The sequence below is a fragment of the Sphingobacterium sp. xlx-96 genome (genome assembly GCF_011007365.1).
Taxonomy (GTDB): domain Bacteria; phylum Bacteroidota; class Bacteroidia; order Sphingobacteriales; family Sphingobacteriaceae; genus Sphingobacterium; species Sphingobacterium luzhongxinii.
Window position 1 is genome coordinate 116823 of record NZ_WFKM01000003.1, and the last position, 18919, is coordinate 135741.

The window sequence follows — 18919 nt, forward strand, 5'->3', positions numbered from 1 at the left end:
AGTTTTAAGGGCTTTTTTTTTGCTTTATAAACCAGCAATTTTAAAAAAATAATGTGTCATTTTGCGATTTTAGGAAGAAATTGGCAGAATTTTATAAAAATGATAAATCCCAAAAAATGAACCGATTTTAATTATGGTTCATATTAAACAAAATAAAATTCTGCAAAAACAAGTATTCAAGATTTCAAAAAAACAAAAATAAAAACATAATAAAATAATAAACTTTTTCAAAATACTCTATTTGCCTATTGTATAGAATTTTAAATCGAGCTAACTTGAGGAAGTGAATAAATGGTAAGCGTATGCAATACTATAATCAAAGTACATTAGTCTATCTTAACGGCGAATTTGTAAAAGCAAATCAAGCTGGAGTTGACCTGTTTGGCCAATCCTTGCATTACGGTTATGGTGCCTTTGAAGGGCTGCGTGCTTACAACACACACAATGGAACCCGTATATTTAAAGCAGAAGCGCACTTCGAACGTTTAAGAAAATCCTGCGAGGCGATAAGATTGCCTTATAACTGGGACAACCGTACGCTCATAGAAAAGAGCTATGAACTGCTAGAGACAAACAACCTAAGATCGGCATACATTAGACCCTTGGTCTTTTCGGGATCAAACATGCATCTCACTCCTTCGCAACAGGCTAACATCATGATCGCAGCCTGGGAATGGGGACCTTATCTAGGACAGAATCTGCTTAGGGTTAATATCTCTACTATTGAACGTCCGAATCCAAAATCCTTTCCTATAGAAGCGAAGGCATCTGGACAATATATAAACTCGATACTGGCTACTAGCGAAGCTTTACGTCATGGTTTTGACGAAGCGCTGTTACTGGATCAAGAAGGATTTGTAGCTCAAGCGTCGAGCGAGAATATTTTTATAGAAAAAGATTTTAAGATATATACCCCTCCTTTGGAGAATGTATTTCCGGGAATCACCCGTAAGACCGTCATTAATATCTGTAAAGAATTAGGATTTGACATTATTGAAAAAAAATTAACGATCCAGGATATATATGGCGCAGACTCTGCCTTTCTAAGCGGAACTGCTGCTGAAATTATCGGGATCAAACAAGTAGACCATGTCATCTATAAAGAAGAGTGGGCACATAGCATAGGTTCATCTATCCAAAGAAAATATAAAAACTTAGTTTTAGAACAAGAAAATTATGAAGTCATCATCTGATAACGAAAAAGTATTAAACAAGTACAGTAGAATATTCACGCAGGACGAAACACAACCAGCGGCCAAAGCGATGTTGTACGGAATCGGCCTTACTGATGCTGATATGAGCAAAGCTCAAGTCGGTATTGCCAGTATGGGATACGATGGTAATACCTGCAACATGCATTTAAATGACCTTGCACAAATTGTTAAAAAAGGTATATGGGCCAATGACCTTGTGGGGTTAACATTTGGTACTATCGGTGTCAGTGATGGGATGAGCAATGGTACCGATGGTATGCGTTATTCATTGGTATCGAGAGATGTTATCGCCGACAGTATTGAGACAATCTGCGGTGGACAGTACTATGATGGCGTAGTAGCTATACCTGGCTGCGATAAAAATATGCCTGGAGCTATCATGGCAATTGGTAGACTAAACCGCCCAGCTATCATGGTATACGGTGGGACAATAGCTCCTGGCCATTATAAAGGTGAAGAATTGAATATTGTATCGGCTTTTGAAGCCTTGGGAAAGAAAGTTGCAGGTACCATATCTGATGAAGACTATGACGGCGTGATACGCCATACCTGTCCCGGTGCTGGTGCATGCGGTGGTATGTATACAGCAAACACGATGGCGTCGGCAATTGAGGCACTGGGCATGAGTTTACCATACTCGTCTTCCAATCCAGCTGTATCTGAAGAAAAGAAAAAAGAATGTCTTGAAGCTGGGAAATATATCCGTATTCTATTGGAAAGAGATATAAAGCCTTCGGATATCATGACACGTAAAGCTTTCGAAAATGCTATCCGTACGATCGTAATCTTAGGTGGTTCGACAAATGCTGTATTACACTTTATAGCCATGGGACATGCCGTAGGTGTAGAGATTACACCGGATGACTTCCAACGTATGTCAGACGAGACGCCTGTATTAGCAGACTTAAAACCGTCAGGGAAATACTTAATGCAGGATCTACACAATTATGGTGGTGTCCCTGCTGTCTTAAAATACTTGTTGAATGAGGGGCTATTGCACGGTGAGTGCTTGACCGTGACTGGAAAAACGCTTGCTGAGAATCTAGAAGGCGTCAAATCGATCATAGACTATGAACAGCCGATCATACAGCCACTAAACAAGCCGATCAAACAAACAGGGCATCTACAGATATTATATGGCAATCTGGCTGAGCAAGGATCTGTCGCTAAGATATCGGGCAAAGAAGGCGAAAAATTTGTCGGTCCTGCCCGTGTTTTTGATGGAGAACACGACCTTGTTGCCGGTGTTTCTTCGGGACGCATTAAACCAGGTGATGTGATTGTCATTAAAAACGAAGGCCCCAAAGGAGCTCCAGGTATGCCGGAAATGCTCAAACCAACGGCACTAATCATCGGCGCGGGTCTTGGTAATTCTGTAGCATTGATTACTGATGGCAGATTCTCTGGAGGGACACACGGTTTTGTTGTCGGACATATTACCCCTGAAGCATACGAAGGAGGTCTTATAGGACTCGTACAAGACGATGACACCATAGAAATCGACGCGGTGAACAACACCATAAGTCTAAAGGTCTCGGATGAAATAATAACAGAACGCCGTACGGCATGGAAACAGCCTCCTCTAAAAGTGAGTAAAGGTGTTTTGTATAAATATGCTAAAACAGTAGCGAATGCTTCGCAAGGCTGTGTAACGGATTTATAAAAAGAGATGTGCGTATTGCGATACGGACATCTTGATAGGCAATACTAAAATCTAAATACTAACTAATAAAATGAGTACACTGGAAAAAACCGAAACAAAGGAAAACCAAAACACTGCGAAAGCCTCCCAATTGACCGGCTCACAAGCCGTATTGGAGGCTTTAATCCACGAAGGTGTGGATACCGTATTTGGCTATCCAGGTGGCGCCATTATGCCGATTTATGATGCATTGTATGATTACAATGATCGATTGAAGCATATTTTGGTACGCCATGAACAAGGTGGAATTCATGCTGCACAGGGGTATGCACGTACGTCAGGACGTGTAGGTGTAGCTTTTGCAACAAGTGGTCCTGGTGCAACGAATCTGGTCACGGGATTGGCTGATGCTATGATTGATAGTAACCCTATCGTCTGCATTACAGGACAGGTATTTGCGTCACTATTAGGTACAGACGCTTTTCAGGAAACAGATGTCATCAACATTACCTCTCCGGTCACCAAATGGAGCTATCAGGTAACAGAAGCTTCCGAAATCCCTACAGCACTAGCTAAAGCTTTTTATATAGCTAACACTGGAAGACCAGGTCCCGTCTTAATTGATATTACTAAAAATGCGCAAATAGAGCTATTCGACTATTTAGGTTATGAGAAATGTACTCATATCCGCTCTTACCGTCCTGCTCCTATCGTAAGGAAAGAATATATACAACAAGCCGCCGAGGTAATCAATGCAGCAAAGAAACCTTTTGTTCTTTTTGGACAGGGAATCATACTCGGAAAGGCCGAACAGGAATTCAAGACGTTTATCGAAAAAGGAGGCTTTCCTTCCGCGACTACCGTCATGGGATTAAGCGCCTTGGAAACTGACCATCCCCTACACGTAGGGATGCTAGGCATGCATGGTAATTACGCACCCAATGTCATGACCAACGAGTGTGATGTAATCATTGCTGTTGGAATGCGCTTCGATGACCGGGTGACAGGACGTCTGGACAAGTATGCCAAGCAAGCGAAAGTCGTGCACTTGGATATAGATCCTGCTGAAATAGACAAAAATGTAAAAGCTACTGTTCCAGTATGGGGCGACTGTAAGGAAACATTACCCCTATTGACTGAACTGATCAATAAAGGCGACCATGCTGCATGGTTACAACAATTTCGCGAGCTGGAGAAAGAGGAAATTAAAGAAGTCATCCAAGATGAACTAAACCCGAAAGGTGACATACTAACCATGGGCGAAGTCGTCAATGTTTTGAACGAATTGACAGGTGGTAACGCTATCATAGCAACCGATGTCGGTCAACATCAAATGATTGCCTGCCGCTATGCGAAATTCAATCAATCTAAATCAAATGTCACCTCCGGCGGTTTGGGAACTATGGGGTTCGGACTACCTGCCGCTATCGGAGCTTGGTATGGTGCACCAGATCGTGATGTAATCGCTATTATTGGTGACGGTGGTTTTCAGATGACACTACAGGAGCTGGGAACGATCATGCAATTTGGAGCAAAAGTAAAGATATTGATCCTGAACAATCAGTTTCTGGGTATGGTACGCCAATGGCAACAATTGTTTAATGACAAACGTTACTCCTTTGTCAACATTACAAGCCCTGACTTCGTCGCGGTAGCAAAAGGATATTATATCGATGGAAATAGAATCTCTGAACGCAAAGACCTTCGTGGTGCATTGGAAACGATGTTAAACCACGATAGCTCCTACTTATTGGAAGTGATGGTAGGCAAAGAGAATAATGTTTTCCCCATGGTTGCACAAGGGACGAGTGTCTCAGAAATAAGATTAAAATAAAATGGAAAAACAAGAATTTACCATCACTATATATACAGAGAATTCGATCGGTATGATCGGTCGTATATCGAATATATTCTCTCGCCGTAAAATCAATATAGAAAGCTTAAACACCTCTCCTTCAGAGGTTGAAGGTATCCACCGCTTTACCATCTTAATATCGGAAGGCGAAGAGGTGGTACGCAAACTGTGTCGTCAGATTGAAAAACAGGTGGAAGTCCTAAAAGCGTACTTCAATACGAATGAGGAATTGATCTGGCAAGAGCAGGCTTTATACAAGGTGCCAGCAGATGTCGTGAACGAGAAGGTCTACGTAGAGCGCTTATTGCGTCAATATGGCGCGAATGTGGTGGTTATACGTCCGGATTATATCGTCTTTGAGACTGCTGGTCACCGAGAAGAAATCGATCGACTAACACGAGAGCTAACAAAATACGGCTTAATCGAATTTGTCAGAGGAGCGCGAATCGCAATTATCAAAGATAGTGCGGGATTCCATACGAAACTAAAACAGTTTGAACGTGAAGAGCCTGCTCCAGAGATTGTAGAGAACGAATTCTTAGACCAACAGGATCAAGTATTTACGATGTAAGACTACAAGGTTACAGGGCTTATGAGGTTATAAGGTTACAACCTTATAACTCGATAACTACATAGCTTCGTAACTACATAACTTCTTAACGACGTAACTTGATAACAACAACATGGAAAATACATTTAAATTCATAATACAGACACGTAGGGCTTTCATTCAATTGATAGACAGTTTGACCATAGAACAACTTAATGAGATACCAACGGGTTTCAACAACAATATCATCTGGAATTTTGGCCATATCGTCGTAGTCACGCCGGCTTTATGTTATTTAAGAAGCGGAGTAAGTACGGACACCGCTATGGTAAAATACCTCAAGTCCTATGTTAAGGGCTCAAAGCCGACTTATACAGTTACGCAAGAAGAAGTAGACGACTTAAAAAGGTTAGCAATAACGACTATTGAGCAAATAAGAAAAGATTACAACGCGGGGGTATTTAAGGAAATCATACCATTCGCTACTGACACCTACAAAGAAACGTTGTCCGCTATCGAGGAAATAATCCAACTGTCTGCGGGGCATGATAATCTACATTATGGATACGCGATAGCGCAAAACCGAATAATCAACAATAAATAACTAAATCTAAACAGAGAAAAACTTTAAATAGTAAAAACAATGGCAAATTATTTCAACACCTTACCTCTTAGAGAGCAATTGAACCAATTGGGTATTGCAGAATTCATGAATTCGTCCGAGTTTGCGGACGGTGTGGAAGCTTTAAAAGGTAAAAAAATCGTTATCGTAGGTGCAGGTGCACAAGGTTTAAACCAAGGATTAAATCTTAGAGATAGTGGACTTGATGTATCTTACGCTTTACGCAAAGAAGCTATTGAACAAAAAAGAGACTCTTGGAAAAATGCAACAGATAATAATTTTACTGTAGGTACTTATGAAGAGTTGATTCCGACAGCAGACCTTGTCATCAATCTAACTCCCGATAAACAACATACTTCCGTAGTGAATACAGTAATGCCATTGATGAAACAAGGCGCTACACTTTCTTACTCACATGGATTTAATATTGTGGAAGAAGGTATGCAGATCCGTAAAGATATCACTGTCATCATGGTGGCGCCTAAGTGTCCAGGTTCGGAAGTGCGCGCGGAATACCTGAGAGGTTTTGGGGTGCCAACACTCATCGCTGTACACCCTGAAAATGATCCACAAGGCAAGGGATGGGCTGAAGCTAAAGCTTACTGTGTAGGTACAGGTGGACACCGTGCAGGTGTATTAAAATCTTCTTTCGTAGCTGAGGTAAAATCTGATCTTATGGGCGAACAGACAATCCTTTGTGGCTTATTACAGACAGGCTCTATCCTATCTTTCGATAAAATGATCGAAAAAGGTATCGATGCTGGTTATGCTTCTAAACTGGTACAATATGGTGTAGAGGTAATCACTGAGGCTTTAAAGCATGGTGGAGTAAGCGGTATGTTGGACCGTTTGAGTAATCCTGCAAAAGTGAAAGCGTTTGAGCTTTCTGAGGAATTGAAAGACATAATGCGTCCTCTATTCCAAAAGCACCAAGATGACATCATGTCTGGCGAATTCAGTAAGACCATGATGGAAGACTGGGCTAATGGCGATGCGAATCTATTGAAATGGAGAGCTGAAACGGGAGAAACTGCCTTTGAAAAAACCCCTGCCGGTGATGTAAAAATTGCAGAGCAAGAGTACTTTGACAACTACCTATTGATGGTTGCTTTTGTAAGGGCCGGTGTGGAGTTGGCTTTTGAAACGATGGTTGAAGCGGGTATCAAACCAGAGTCGGCATACTACGAATCCCTGCACGAAACACCATTGATAGCGAATACAATCGCTCGTAAAAAATTATTTGAAATGAATCGTGTCATCTCGGATACAGCAGAATATGGCTGTTACCTATTTGACCAAGCTTGTAAGCCATTACTGAATGACTTCATGGCAAAAATCGATACAGATGTAGTCGGAAAAGATTTTAACAGTGGAAAAGATGCGGCTGTAGATAATGTGAGATTGGTTCAAATCAATGAAGTATTACGTAACCATCCTGTTGAGATAGTAGGACGTGAATTGCGCAAAGCAATGACTGCAATGAAAGCTATTAAAACAATATAGATTAGGGTAGTTAGGAAGGTTACAAAAGTTATAGAGGTTATGGGATTAAGAAAGTATCATCACTTTCATAACTCCCATAACCTTCGTAACTTTAACAAAAAAGAGAGAAAATGGGAAAAACATTAGTAGAAAAAATTTGGGATGCACATGTCGTCAAGCAGCAAGAAGGGTTCCCTGATATATTGTATATAGACACCCATCTTATCCATGAGGTGACGTCACCTCAGGCATTTGACGGGTTACGCAAGAGAGGCCTTCCAGTGTTTCGTCCGAAACAAACCGTGGCTACGGCTGATCACAATGTCCCAACTTTAAATCAACACCTGCCAATTAAAGAAGAATTATCACGCTATCAGGTGGATATGCTGACCAAAAACTGTAAGGAATTTGGGATAGAATTATATGGATTAGGACATCCTTATCAAGGTATTGTACATGTTATCGGGCCTGAACTAGGCATCACACTACCCGGAAAAACCATGGTATGTGGTGATAGTCATACCTCTACACATGGTGCTTTTGGTGCTATTGCGTTTGGTATAGGTACGTCTCAGGTAGAGCAGGTTTTTGCTACACAATGCCTGCTGTTGCAAAAACCTAAGACCATGAAAATCGAAATTAATGGACAACTGGGTAAAGGTGTAAGTGCCAAGGATATTATATTATATGTCATTTCAAAAACTACTGCTGCCGGTGGTACGGGTTACTTTGTAGAATTTACAGGTTCTGCGATCCGCTCATTAAGCATGGAAGGTCGTATGACAGTGTGTAATATGAGTATTGAGATGGGTGCACGAGGTGGTCTGATCGCTCCCGATCAAACTACTTTTGATTATATAAGGGGGCGTGAATTTGCTCCAAAAGGTGAGGATTGGGATAAAGCGGTATCTTACTGGTCGACCCTATATTCGGATGAAGACGCGAACTTTGATGCGGTATTAACTTTTGATGCGGCTGATATCCAACCTATGATTACCTATGGTACAAACCCTGGAATGGGAATAGGTGTTACTGAAACAATTCCAACTACGGTATCTCAACCGGATAATGAACGTCCTTCGTACCAAAAAGCACTTGATTATATGGGCTTTCATGATGGCGAGCAGGTTTTGAATAAACCGGTGGACTACGTGTTTATAGGTAGCTGTACAAACTCTCGCATCGAAGACTTACGTCAGGTAGCGGAATTTATAAAAGGCAAACAGAAAGCGGATAGCGTGGAGGTATGGATCGTACCGGGATCGAAACAAGTCGAAGCACAAGCGAAAGCAGAAGGTATTGATAAAATATTTGAAGCGGCTGGTTTTCAATTGCGTGAACCGGGATGTTCGGCATGTCTGGGTATGAATGAGGATAAAATCCCTGCAGGGAAATACTGTGTATCAACATCAAACCGCAACTTTGAAGGGCGTCAAGGGCCTAATGCACGTACGATGTTGGTGAGCCCATTGACAGCAGCAGCGGCAGCTATTGCAGGAAAAGTTGTGGATGTAAGAGAATTAATATAGATCGAGGAGGACGGAAGAAGAAATGTGTCATATTTGCCAAACAGTAGAAGTATCTCAAAATAAGGTGATCCATCGGGAATCCCAGTCTGCCAATAGTATTTTTAACCAAAGATCCTTGGGGCAAGATTATCGTACGTTGATGTCTGCCCTAAAGCCAGGTCTCCGCGTTCTAGATATCGGATGCGGAACAGGAGCTATCACCAGAGATATTGCTAATAGTGTTGGTCCGACTGGCTATGTTGTTGGTATCGACAATACCGCATCCTTTATAACGGAAGGTCAGAACTTATATGCCGAGGTTCAAAACTTAGAATTGCTCCATTGCGATGTGCTTGATTTTGATTCGGAGGAAAAATTTGATTTAATTGTATCAGCGCGAACTTTTCAATGGATTTCGACAATAGGACAAGCCATTGATAAGATCAAGACGCTGCTAAAGCCTAATGGCGTAGTTTCGATTCTTGATTATAATCATGAAATGATCGATTGGACACCAAAAATCCCCAAAAGCATGCAAAATTTCTATAATATGTTCTTGATGTGGCGTAAAGATGCGGGGATGAACAATAGGATCGGATTTGATATGGCAGATATCCTTGAAGAGCATGGCTTTGATCAGATAGAGGTTTTCAATGCGGATGAACATTACGAGAGCAGCATTCCGTCGCACAAATCAAAAATCAAAATCTGGTCCAATTTAGCCAGCTCAAGACAGATGGTCGATGAAGGGTACCTCAGCAACGAGAATCGTTTAGAAGCAATTGAGGACTACAATAACTGGGCGGACAACGAAGCCCAAAGTATGACATTAAAACTTAGAGAAGTAAGAGCCGTATTAAATATATACAGATGAAAAAATTTGAAAAACTAACTTCAAAGGTAGTTCCATTACCTATTGAAAATATTGATACCGATCAAATCATTCCTGCTCGTTTCTTGAAAGCAACGACACGTGAAGGTTTCGGAAATAACTTATTCCGGGATTGGCGATTTGATGGGAATGATCAGCCTAAGGCAGATTTCGTATTAAATGACCCCACTTTTACCGGCAAAGTACTGGTTGCTGGAAAGAACTTTGGTTGCGGATCCTCGCGCGAACACGCCGCATGGGCTATAGAAGATTATGGCTTCAATGTCGTAATCAGCTCATTTTTTGCAGATATCTTCAAAGGTAATGCCCTCAACAATGGTGTATTGCCAATCACTGTACCCGAAGAGTTTTTAGAAAAAGTATTCGCTACAGTATTCGCTGATCCTGCGACTGAAATCGAGGTGGATCTGGAAAAACAAACCGTGACGCTATTGGCTACAGGTGATACCTTTGAGTTTGAAATAAACCCTTACAAAAAATCCTGCTTAATAAATGGCTATGATGATATCGATTTCATTTTAAGTCACTCAAAAGAAGTAGAAGTATTTGAACAAACAAGACCCTTTTCCTTTTATTAAGAGATAGATGACAGAGCCTTTTGTGTACATTCAAGATTTAACTATTCAATACCAAGATAAAAAAGTATTGAATGATCTGACTTGGGTATTAAACAAAGGTGAACATTATCTTTTAGGAGGCGAAAGTGGCTCTGGTAAGACGACGCTAGCGAAGGCTTTTGCAGCGGCTAATCCTGCAAAAGCATTATACATTTCCAATTGGTACCAGTTTACCAATTTAGAGGGAGACCGCAATTTCTATTATCAGCAACGCTATAATAGACATCAGGGACATGATACCTTAACAGTATTAGCTGAACTGGAACATCATGCCCAAAAAGAAAATCTCAACCTCTCTGATATACAGGAGCGAATTGTGGATTTCGGGTTTAAGGACACGTTGCAATCACAGCTTATTGAGCTATCTAGCGGAGAACACAAGAAACTTCAGCTTATCAAAGGGCTATGGTCTAAGCCGGAATTATTGATTATCGATGAGCCTTATACCGGACTGGATGCGCAATCCCGAATCACGCTGAACAATTGGCTGGACGATCTTGCTAAAGTAGGTGTACAGCTTATGTTAATCAGTAATGATAGGCAGTTACCACGCGCTATAAATCGCTTTGTTCATATCGTAGAGGGTAAAATAGAACAGGTTGATACTCCCGAGCTATTGTCCAAAAATCCAGAAAGAGAAGTGATGAATTTCCCTGGATTCTTAGCTTCATCACCTCAACATGATTATCGTTATATAGCCCAGCTCCATAACGTCTCTATCCGATATGGAGAAAAAGAAATTTTGAAGAATATATCCTGGGAGGTAAAGACAGGTGAGAAATGGCTCTTGCAGGGGCCTAATGGGTCGGGCAAATCCACCCTATTGAGCCTGATCAACGGGGATCATCCACAGTCTTACGGGCTAGACATTCATCTTTTTGGCCAAAGGCGGGGTACAGGTGAAAGTATCTGGGATATCAAAAAGAAAATCGGTATCATCTCGCCGGAGATGCACTGGTACTTTGACCAAAACGCCACCGTATGGCATACACTTGCCTCAGGCTTTTATGATAGCATCGGTTGGTTTATCGATGTTAAATTTCAGGAGAGACAACAGATCGAAGAACTCTTAGAATTCTTTGGATTGACAGCTTTCAAAAATCTAAAACTACAACACCTCCCTCTCGGTCAACAGCGCCTAGCATTATTGGCCCGTACGATCATTAAGAATCCGCCACTGCTGGTATTGGATGAGCCCTGTCAGGGGTTAGATGCTGCGCAGACAAGTTACTTTAATGCTGTCGTCGATGAGCTCGCTCAACACGGCACAACCCTTATTTATGTAGGGCATTACGAAAGTCAGTTACCGAGCTGTATTGATCATAAATTGGTATTGGAAAGAGGAGAAGTGAAGACCACAACATATAATATAAAACAAAAAAGCGCTTTAGAAAAAGAAAGCGCAATATTGTAAAACGAGCGTAAAGAAAATATAATGAAGAAAAATATTCTAATTATTCCAGGTGATGGAATTGGACAAGAAGTCACTACATGGGGAAAGCAAGTCTTAGAAACTATTGCTCAAAAAAATAATCATGAATTTGTTTTTGACGAAGCTATCATGGGACATACCGCCATCGAAGCTACAGGCAATCCGCTTCCTGACGAAACGCTGGAAAAAGCAAAGTCTTCTGATGCGATTCTTTTTGGCGCCATAGGACATGCTAAATATGACAATGATCCTTCAGCGAAGGTACGCCCAGAGCAAGGACTCCTTAAAATACGTAAGGAACTGGGTTTGTATGCCAACTTACGCCCCATCTTACTATTTGATGAGCTATTGGATGCTTCAAGTTTAAAGCCTGAAGTGTTACGTGGAACGGACATTTTATTCTTCCGTGAACTGACTGGAGATGTCTATTTCGGCGAAAAAAAGCGTAATGAAGATAATACCTTCGCGTCCGACTTAATGAATTATCACCGTTATGAGGTGGAACGTATTGCACGAAAAGCTTACGAAGCGGCTCGTACACGCAGTAAAAAATTATGCTCGGTGGACAAAGCGAATGTTCTAGAGACGTCTCGTCTTTGGAGAGAAGTCGTTCAAGAAATCTCCGCTGAGTATCCAGATGTTGAGACAGAACACATGTTTATTGACAATGCGGCGATGCAACTAGTTAAAAATCCGAAAAAATTTGACGTAGTTCTTACGGCAAACCTCTTCGGCGATATCCTGACGGATGAGGCGTCACAGATTGCTGGTTCTATGGGTATGTTAGCTTCTGCATCTATTGGGGACGGAACAGGTTTTTTTGAACCTATACACGGCTCTGCTCACGATATCGCCGGTCAGAATAAAGCTAATCCATTGGCCTCTATTCTTTCGGCTGCTCTAATGTTGGATATCGCATTTGGCTTACAAGAAGAAGCGAAATCAGTAACATCAGCAGTTGCAGATACCTTGAAAGCGGGATGGAGAACAGGTGACATTGCCAACAACAATACGCCTAAAGATATGATCTTAGGAACAAACGAAATGGGACAAAAAGTACTTGAATTTTTAAAGTAGAAATAACCAAAGTATAAACATAGTCGATTAAAAAAGCTCAAGGACCGCTTATGGAAGCGATTTTAGCTTTTGATTTTAACTTTTAAATTAAAAAATTATGTTACACGATCCTAATCACTTATACATCTTCGACACGACATTACGTGATGGCGAGCAGGTTCCAGGATGTCAATTGACCACTACGGAAAAAATCGAAATAGCGAAAGATCTAGAAAATCTAGGCGTCGATATTATTGAGGCTGGATTTCCGGTGTCTAGCCCAGGAGATTTTCAATCGGTGGTAGAGCTTTCCAAAGCTGTAAATGATGTCATCATCTGTGCTTTGACCCGCGCCAATAAAAATGATATAGATGTCGCCGCTGAAGCCTTAAAATTTGCTAAGCGTCCACGTATCCATACGGGGATAGGCTCTTCGGATATGCATATCAAGTATAAATTCAATAGTACGCGAGAAGAAATCCTGGAAAGAGCTGTTACAGCTGTAAAACATGCTAAATCTTATGTAGAAGATGTAGAATTTTATGCGGAAGATGCCGGACGTGCTGATTTGGAATTTTTGGCGAAAATGGTGGAGGCTGTCATCAGAGCAGGTGCTACCGTAGTAAATATACCCGATACAAATGGTTATTGCTTACCAGACCAATATGGGGCCAAGATTAAATACCTAACAGAACATGTGAGCAACATTGATCAAGCTATTATCTCGGCACATTGTCATAATGACCTTGGGCTAGCAACGGCAAATTCTATTGCTGCTATCCAAAATGGCGCTCGTCAGGTTGAATGTACCATTAACGGCATAGGCGAACGTGCAGGGAATACTTCACTGGAGGAAGTTGCAATGATCTTAAAAGTCCATAACCAAACATTCGGAGGGTTGACATCGAATATTAACAGTAAGATGTTTACCTCCCTTTCTAGAAAAGTTTCGGAGATGATGAATATGCCTGTCCAACCGAATAAGGCTATTGTGGGCCGAAATGCATTTGCACACAGCTCGGGTATCCATCAGGATGGCTTCTTAAAGCATCGTGAAAACTATGAAATCATCCGTCCGGAAGATGTCGGTCTAGAAGAAGCTGATATCATCTTAACAGCACGCTCGGGACGTCATGCCTTAAAGCATCACCTAGAGCGTCTAGGTCATCACCTAGACAAAGAAAGTCTTGCGAGTACATATGAACGCTTTTTAACGCTGGCAGATGCCAAAAAAGACATCAACGACGAAGACTTGCTTTCATTGATTAAATAATTACAAAAACTGTCTAAAAAAGTTGATCTATCGTTACCCAACAACGATAAGTTTGATTTTTTAGACAGTACCTTCATTTAAAATGAATTTAAAACTTACCATAGCTCTTTCTTACCTACTTATAATTATAAGGACGCAAGCTTATGGACAAGAAAGAAAAAAGTTGACTGATTTTGAAGAAGAATATCTTGAACGGGTTTATATTAAATATGAAGATAGATTAACGAAACCTCCTTTTGTAAACAGCAGCTTTACAAAGCTCTACAGTTGCATTACACTTAAAAATTTACCAAAAGAGGTCCCCTTTCCTTTCTCATATGATACGTTAGTCAATACTTGGATTAAAACGGCTTCAGATTCTATTACATTAAATGAAAATAACATAATAGAGCTATCGGATATTTTATTAAATAGTGCTAATGCAGAGAATGCCTATAAATTTGCAGAAATACATTATAAAGACTATCTCGGATTTATACAAACGAATAAAAACAACAACGAATTTTCAGCAGGATACGCCACAGGTTGGACAAGAGATTTCCCTCCTAGCCTTTTTCTAATACAACCTACCTATTTATTCGTCTTCTATGATCAAAATAAGAAATTATCAAATTATATCGGCATTAATTCCAATATCAAAAGTATACCTCTATTTTCAAAAAGAGATCATGATCCCATAACCTTTACGGTTCGAAATCAAATTAAATACTATATCGAAAACAAACTTCACCCCAAACAAACTAGACAACAAAACAATGAGCTTTGATTTAGCTACCTTACCTATAAATTGCCTGCAGGCGAAAGCCCGCTTAAAGGATGTGGTAATACGCACACCCTTGCAATATAATTTGCATCTATCTGAAAAATATGGTGCAGATATTTACTTAAAACGAGAAGACCTTCAAGTCGTTCGATCCTACAAATTGCGTGGCGCATTCAATAAAATCAGCAGTCTTACCGATGAAGAACGTGCGCGCGGAGTTGTGTGTGCCAGTGCAGGCAATCATGCTCAAGGGGTTGCTTTCTCCTGTAAACGACTAGATATTAAAGGTGTCATATTCATGCCGGGACCTACCCCACGCCAAAAAATCACACAAACGGAAATGTGGGGAAATGGGAATATCGAAATCATTCTCGTCGGCGATACATTTGACGATTGTCAAAAGGGAGCTCTGGAATATACCAAAGTGCATAACATGACTTTTATACCTCCTTTTGATGATCTTAAAATCATTGAAGGGCAGGGAACTGTAGCGGTGGAAATCCTGGAAGATCTACCTGATCTCGATGCGATCATCTTACCTATTGGTGGTGGTGGGCTCTCTTCCGGAGTCGGATATCACATCAAAAAGAATACCCCTCATACCAAAGTATATGGTGTAGAACCAGAAGGAGCTCCCTCGATGCAGGCTGCGATTCAAAATGGAGGTCCCATTGAACTGGAACATATCAACAAGTTTGTAGATGGTGCTGCTGTAAAAAAGGTAGGTACTCTGAATTATGAAATCAGCAGTCAGGTTCTTGATAGTATCAAATCTATTCCCGAAGGTAAAGTATGCACTACCATCCTGGAACTCTATAATAAAGATGCCATTGTCGTCGAACCAGCAGGTGCACTGTCTATCGCTGCGCTGGAATTTCACAAAGAAGAAATTAAAGGTAAAAAAGTGGTCTGTGTCGTCTCTGGCGGCAACAACGACATTGACCGGATGAGTGAGATCAAGGAAATGTCTTTATTATATGAAGGATTCAAACATTACTTTATCGTTCGCTTCCCACAACGCCCTGGAGCTTTACGCCTACTCGTGACTGAAGTGTTAGGTCCTAAAGATGATATCACGCGTTTTGAATACATCAAAAAAACAGAACGTGAACGCGGCCCAGCATTAATTGGAATCGAGCTTAATGATCCGAATGATTACAAGACATTCATTGAAAGATTAAAAGCCTATAAATTCGACTTTATAGAAATAAATAAAGATCAGACTCTTTTCGAGTATCTGGTTTAATAACAAAGGCTGCCCTCGGGCAGCCTTTGTTATCAAATATTACTTTGCTTTCAGGTATTTCTCCAGAAATTGATCCTGTTCCCATAGGAGATGAAAGATATTTTCTTTGGCAACATAACCATGGGACTCTCTTGGCAAAATAACCATCCTTACCGGTGCTCCTAAATTTTTCAGTGCCTGAAAGTAACGCTCAGTCTGTAAGGTAAATGTCCCTGGGTTGTTGTCGGCAGCGCCGTGTACCAATAGCATTGGTGTTTTCATACGATCAGCACTCATAAACGGTGACATTGTCATATAAAGCTGCGGATTATCCCAAAAATTTCTTTGCTCGCTCTGAAACCCAAAAGGTGTAAGTGTCCTGTTGTATGCTCCAGAACGGGCAATACCAGCTGCAAAAAGATTAGAATTAGATAAAAGGTGAGCTGTCATAAACGCTCCGTACGAATGTCCACCTACTGCTACCTTCTTACGGTCAATATAACCAAGTTTATCTACGGCATTTATAGCCGCCTCGGCATTGGCCACAAGCTGTGCTATAAAAGTATCATTCGGCTCTTGATTACCCTCCCCTACTATCGGAAAAGCAGCGTTATCTAGGACCGCATAACCTTTCGAGACCCAATAGATAAACGATCCATACCCGGGAAAGGTAAACTCTTTAGGATTGGCAGTACTTTGTCCTGCTGTGTTCTTGTCTTTATACTCACGAGGATAAGCCCAAATCAATAATGGAAGCTTTTCTTTCTTATCATAATCAGCGGGGAGATACAGCGTTCCCGACAAGGCAACTCCGTCATTCCGGGTATAATTTAAAACTTCCTTATGTACCTTTTCCAAAGATTTGAATGGATTTTCAATATTCGTAACCGCGATCTGTTTACCGGTCTTGATATTCTTACGGTAAAAATTAGGATATTGCGTAGCCGACTGTAACGAGATTAAAATCTCTCCTTTTGTAATATCGATAACTTGTGCTATGCGCTCCTGTAGATCGGACTCCTTTGCCACATACATCCGGTTCTTCTTAAACGACTTTAGATTCAACTCATCTATAAACGGAAACTCACCTGCCTTTGTAAAACCGTCGCCTATAAAATAAACCTTGTCTTTATTGATATACATGGTATAGACACCAAACTCATTTTTATCCCGAAAGACGTTGCCAGGATTTGAATAGACATCCTGACTGTTTCGATCGGTAATCACTTGGTTATATCCTGAAACCGGATTTAACAAAAATGTTTTGACATTGCGAGTGTCGTACCATTGAGAAGAAACTAAAGCGTAATTAGCATTACCCCAAATCACCCCGGCAAAACGATCCTGTAGCTTCATTAATGATTTTGGTTCTTGATCGAAAGGCAGATCCCAAACAAAAAGTTCGTCTCTAAACTCGGCTTGCTTATTTGCATCACCTCCATCTAATGCCTCGACAAAAAACAAAGTAGCGGCCTTGTCAAGTCGCCATGCCATTGACCGCTTACCTACGCGCGTCGAAGAAAAACCTTTGGGTACTATTTCCAACAATGGAGTCTCATTTACCTTTTTGATTATTGTACCATCAATATGATATACGGAGGATTCCTGAGGAAATGAACTATACCCTACTATGTAAGAAAAGGGCTTTTTGAGCGAAGATACAAGGACATACTTACCATCAGGAGATAAAGAGCTTTGCGTGTACATGCCTGCTGGTAAAAACTTTTCCTGTGCACCTGTCAGGTCCAACCAAAATAGCTCAGAGGTAGCAAGGGTCTCAAAATCCTGCTCATCCTGTGGATTTTTTAATAAATCCTGATAAGTACGCAACTGAGAAACCTTGCCATCGCTCGTAGATACCACAGGACCCGTAGGCAGATCTTTACTATGATCAATAAGATCTTTGGCCACAACAGGTCGTTTACTGATTAACAAACGGTCGCTATTACGCATCCATTTGTAGGGTGCATCAAGCACTGCGTTCAGATCATACGCTGTCAATTGCTTAGCTGTCTGTGTAGTTAAATCAATAATCCATAAAGATAATCCGCTATCATTTGTATTGGTAAAAGTAACATACTTACTATCTGGGGAATACTCAATATTGGCGATTAATGCATTTTCTGGCAATCCCTTTATCGCATATTCCTGACCAACATCTATAGATTTTAATCGGAGATTGTTAAAGTAAGTCTCTGTACTTGCTATTCTGGCTTTAGCATTGATCCTTAATCCAGCCAACCGTAACTCCTCTTGTCCCAATTCTTCCAGCGTCTTATAAGTGGGTCGATATAGAAATAGAACCCACATCTTGTCTGGACTCAATTTAATACCGGGTGGGCGCTCGTAATCGGCAAGTGCCATAATTTCTGAGGAGGGGTGTTGAAATGTAATATTTTCTTGTGCGCTCGCCCTCAGACTTAATCCCAAGAATAGTACGATCAAATTAAACAAAAACAAGTTAATTATCTTCATTGCGTATTGGTTTATAAATTTATTATGTTTTATTTTACAGGCACAAATTCGACATATAATATACATATTCTTCTTCATATTCAAGCAAAGAATATCTTTTTTTTGACACTAAAAATACTTAAAAAATAGTTGTTTTCAAGTTATAGAAATAAGTTGACAAAAGCTTTTTTAAAGTTATCAACATAGATTAAGTCTTGTTTTTCAAGTATTTACCCAAAACCCACCGCTACCACGCGCATTTTGGACGACTTCGCTAGAAGAGTGTGGAAAAGTATGACTAACGCTCCGAATGAAAATATTAGATATTTGTTCT

Annotated in this window: 15 protein-coding genes; 14 read left to right on the top strand and 1 reads right to left on the bottom strand. The window is 40.7% G+C overall.

Annotation, left to right across the window (positions count from 1 at the left end):
* Nucleotides 1-302 precede the first annotated feature (302 nt).
* The 14 genes from G7B20_RS06100 (at nucleotide 303) to ilvA (ending at nucleotide 16152) form a co-directional block, all read left to right on the top strand.
* Nucleotides 303-1193: a branched-chain amino acid transaminase gene (locus G7B20_RS06100; protein ID WP_164109332.1), complete on the top strand. Its 891-nt coding sequence runs from the start codon at nucleotides 303-305 to the stop codon at nucleotides 1191-1193.
* The gene (ilvD, locus tag G7B20_RS06105; protein ID WP_164109334.1) at nucleotides 1177-2877 is read left to right on the top strand and encodes a dihydroxy-acid dehydratase; all 1701 of its coding nucleotides are present in this window, start codon (nucleotides 1177-1179) and stop codon (nucleotides 2875-2877) included. The genes G7B20_RS06100 and ilvD overlap by 17 nt, the downstream gene beginning before the upstream one ends.
* Before the next feature lie 70 nt (nucleotides 2878-2947).
* Nucleotides 2948-4690: a biosynthetic-type acetolactate synthase large subunit gene (ilvB, locus tag G7B20_RS06110; RefSeq protein WP_164109336.1), complete on the top strand. Its 1743-nt coding sequence runs from the start codon at nucleotides 2948-2950 to the stop codon at nucleotides 4688-4690.
* 1 nt (nucleotide 4691) lies between these two features.
* Complete coding sequence (ilvN, locus tag G7B20_RS06115; protein WP_164109338.1) at nucleotides 4692-5282, top strand: acetolactate synthase small subunit; 591 nt, start codon at nucleotides 4692-4694, stop codon at nucleotides 5280-5282.
* Nucleotides 5283-5394: 112 nt separating this feature from the next.
* Complete coding sequence (locus G7B20_RS06120; RefSeq protein ID WP_164109341.1) at nucleotides 5395-5865, top strand: DinB family protein; 471 nt, start codon at nucleotides 5395-5397, stop codon at nucleotides 5863-5865.
* Nucleotides 5866-5904: 39 nt separating this feature from the next.
* Nucleotides 5905-7386, top strand: a complete 1482-nt coding sequence (gene ilvC / locus G7B20_RS06125) for a ketol-acid reductoisomerase (RefSeq protein ID WP_164109343.1) — start codon at nucleotides 5905-5907, stop codon at nucleotides 7384-7386.
* 110 nt (nucleotides 7387-7496) lie between these two features.
* On the top strand, nucleotides 7497-8894 hold the full coding sequence (leuC, locus tag G7B20_RS06130; RefSeq protein ID WP_164109345.1) for a 3-isopropylmalate dehydratase large subunit: 1398 nt from the start codon (nucleotides 7497-7499) through the stop codon (nucleotides 8892-8894).
* Between the two features lie 22 nt (nucleotides 8895-8916).
* The gene (locus G7B20_RS06135) at nucleotides 8917-9747 is read left to right on the top strand and encodes a class I SAM-dependent methyltransferase (protein ID WP_164109347.1); all 831 of its coding nucleotides are present in this window, start codon (nucleotides 8917-8919) and stop codon (nucleotides 9745-9747) included.
* Complete coding sequence (gene leuD / locus G7B20_RS06140) at nucleotides 9744-10343, top strand: 3-isopropylmalate dehydratase small subunit (RefSeq protein ID WP_164109349.1); 600 nt, start codon at nucleotides 9744-9746, stop codon at nucleotides 10341-10343. The genes G7B20_RS06135 and leuD overlap by 4 nt, the downstream gene beginning before the upstream one ends.
* Before the next feature lie 7 nt (nucleotides 10344-10350).
* Nucleotides 10351-11796, top strand: a complete 1446-nt coding sequence (locus G7B20_RS06145) for an ATP-binding cassette domain-containing protein (RefSeq protein WP_164109352.1) — start codon at nucleotides 10351-10353, stop codon at nucleotides 11794-11796.
* A 21-nt stretch (nucleotides 11797-11817) separates the two neighbouring features.
* On the top strand, nucleotides 11818-12891 hold the full coding sequence (gene leuB, locus G7B20_RS06150; RefSeq protein ID WP_164109354.1) for a 3-isopropylmalate dehydrogenase: 1074 nt from the start codon (nucleotides 11818-11820) through the stop codon (nucleotides 12889-12891).
* A 97-nt stretch (nucleotides 12892-12988) separates the two neighbouring features.
* The gene (locus tag G7B20_RS06155; protein WP_164109356.1) at nucleotides 12989-14143 is read left to right on the top strand and encodes a 2-isopropylmalate synthase; all 1155 of its coding nucleotides are present in this window, start codon (nucleotides 12989-12991) and stop codon (nucleotides 14141-14143) included.
* 82 nt (nucleotides 14144-14225) lie between these two features.
* On the top strand, nucleotides 14226-14909 hold the full coding sequence (locus G7B20_RS06160) for a hypothetical protein (protein ID WP_164109358.1): 684 nt from the start codon (nucleotides 14226-14228) through the stop codon (nucleotides 14907-14909).
* Nucleotides 14899-16152, top strand: a complete 1254-nt coding sequence (gene ilvA, locus G7B20_RS06165) for a threonine ammonia-lyase IlvA (protein WP_164109361.1) — start codon at nucleotides 14899-14901, stop codon at nucleotides 16150-16152. Before G7B20_RS06160 ends, ilvA begins: the two co-directional genes overlap by 11 nt.
* A 39-nt stretch (nucleotides 16153-16191) precedes the next feature.
* Here ilvA and G7B20_RS06170 read toward each other — a convergent pair whose 3' ends face one another.
* Complete coding sequence (locus tag G7B20_RS06170; RefSeq protein WP_164109363.1) at nucleotides 16192-18606, bottom strand: prolyl oligopeptidase family serine peptidase; 2415 nt, start codon at nucleotides 18604-18606, stop codon at nucleotides 16192-16194.
* Between the last annotated feature and the right edge of the window lie 313 nt (nucleotides 18607-18919).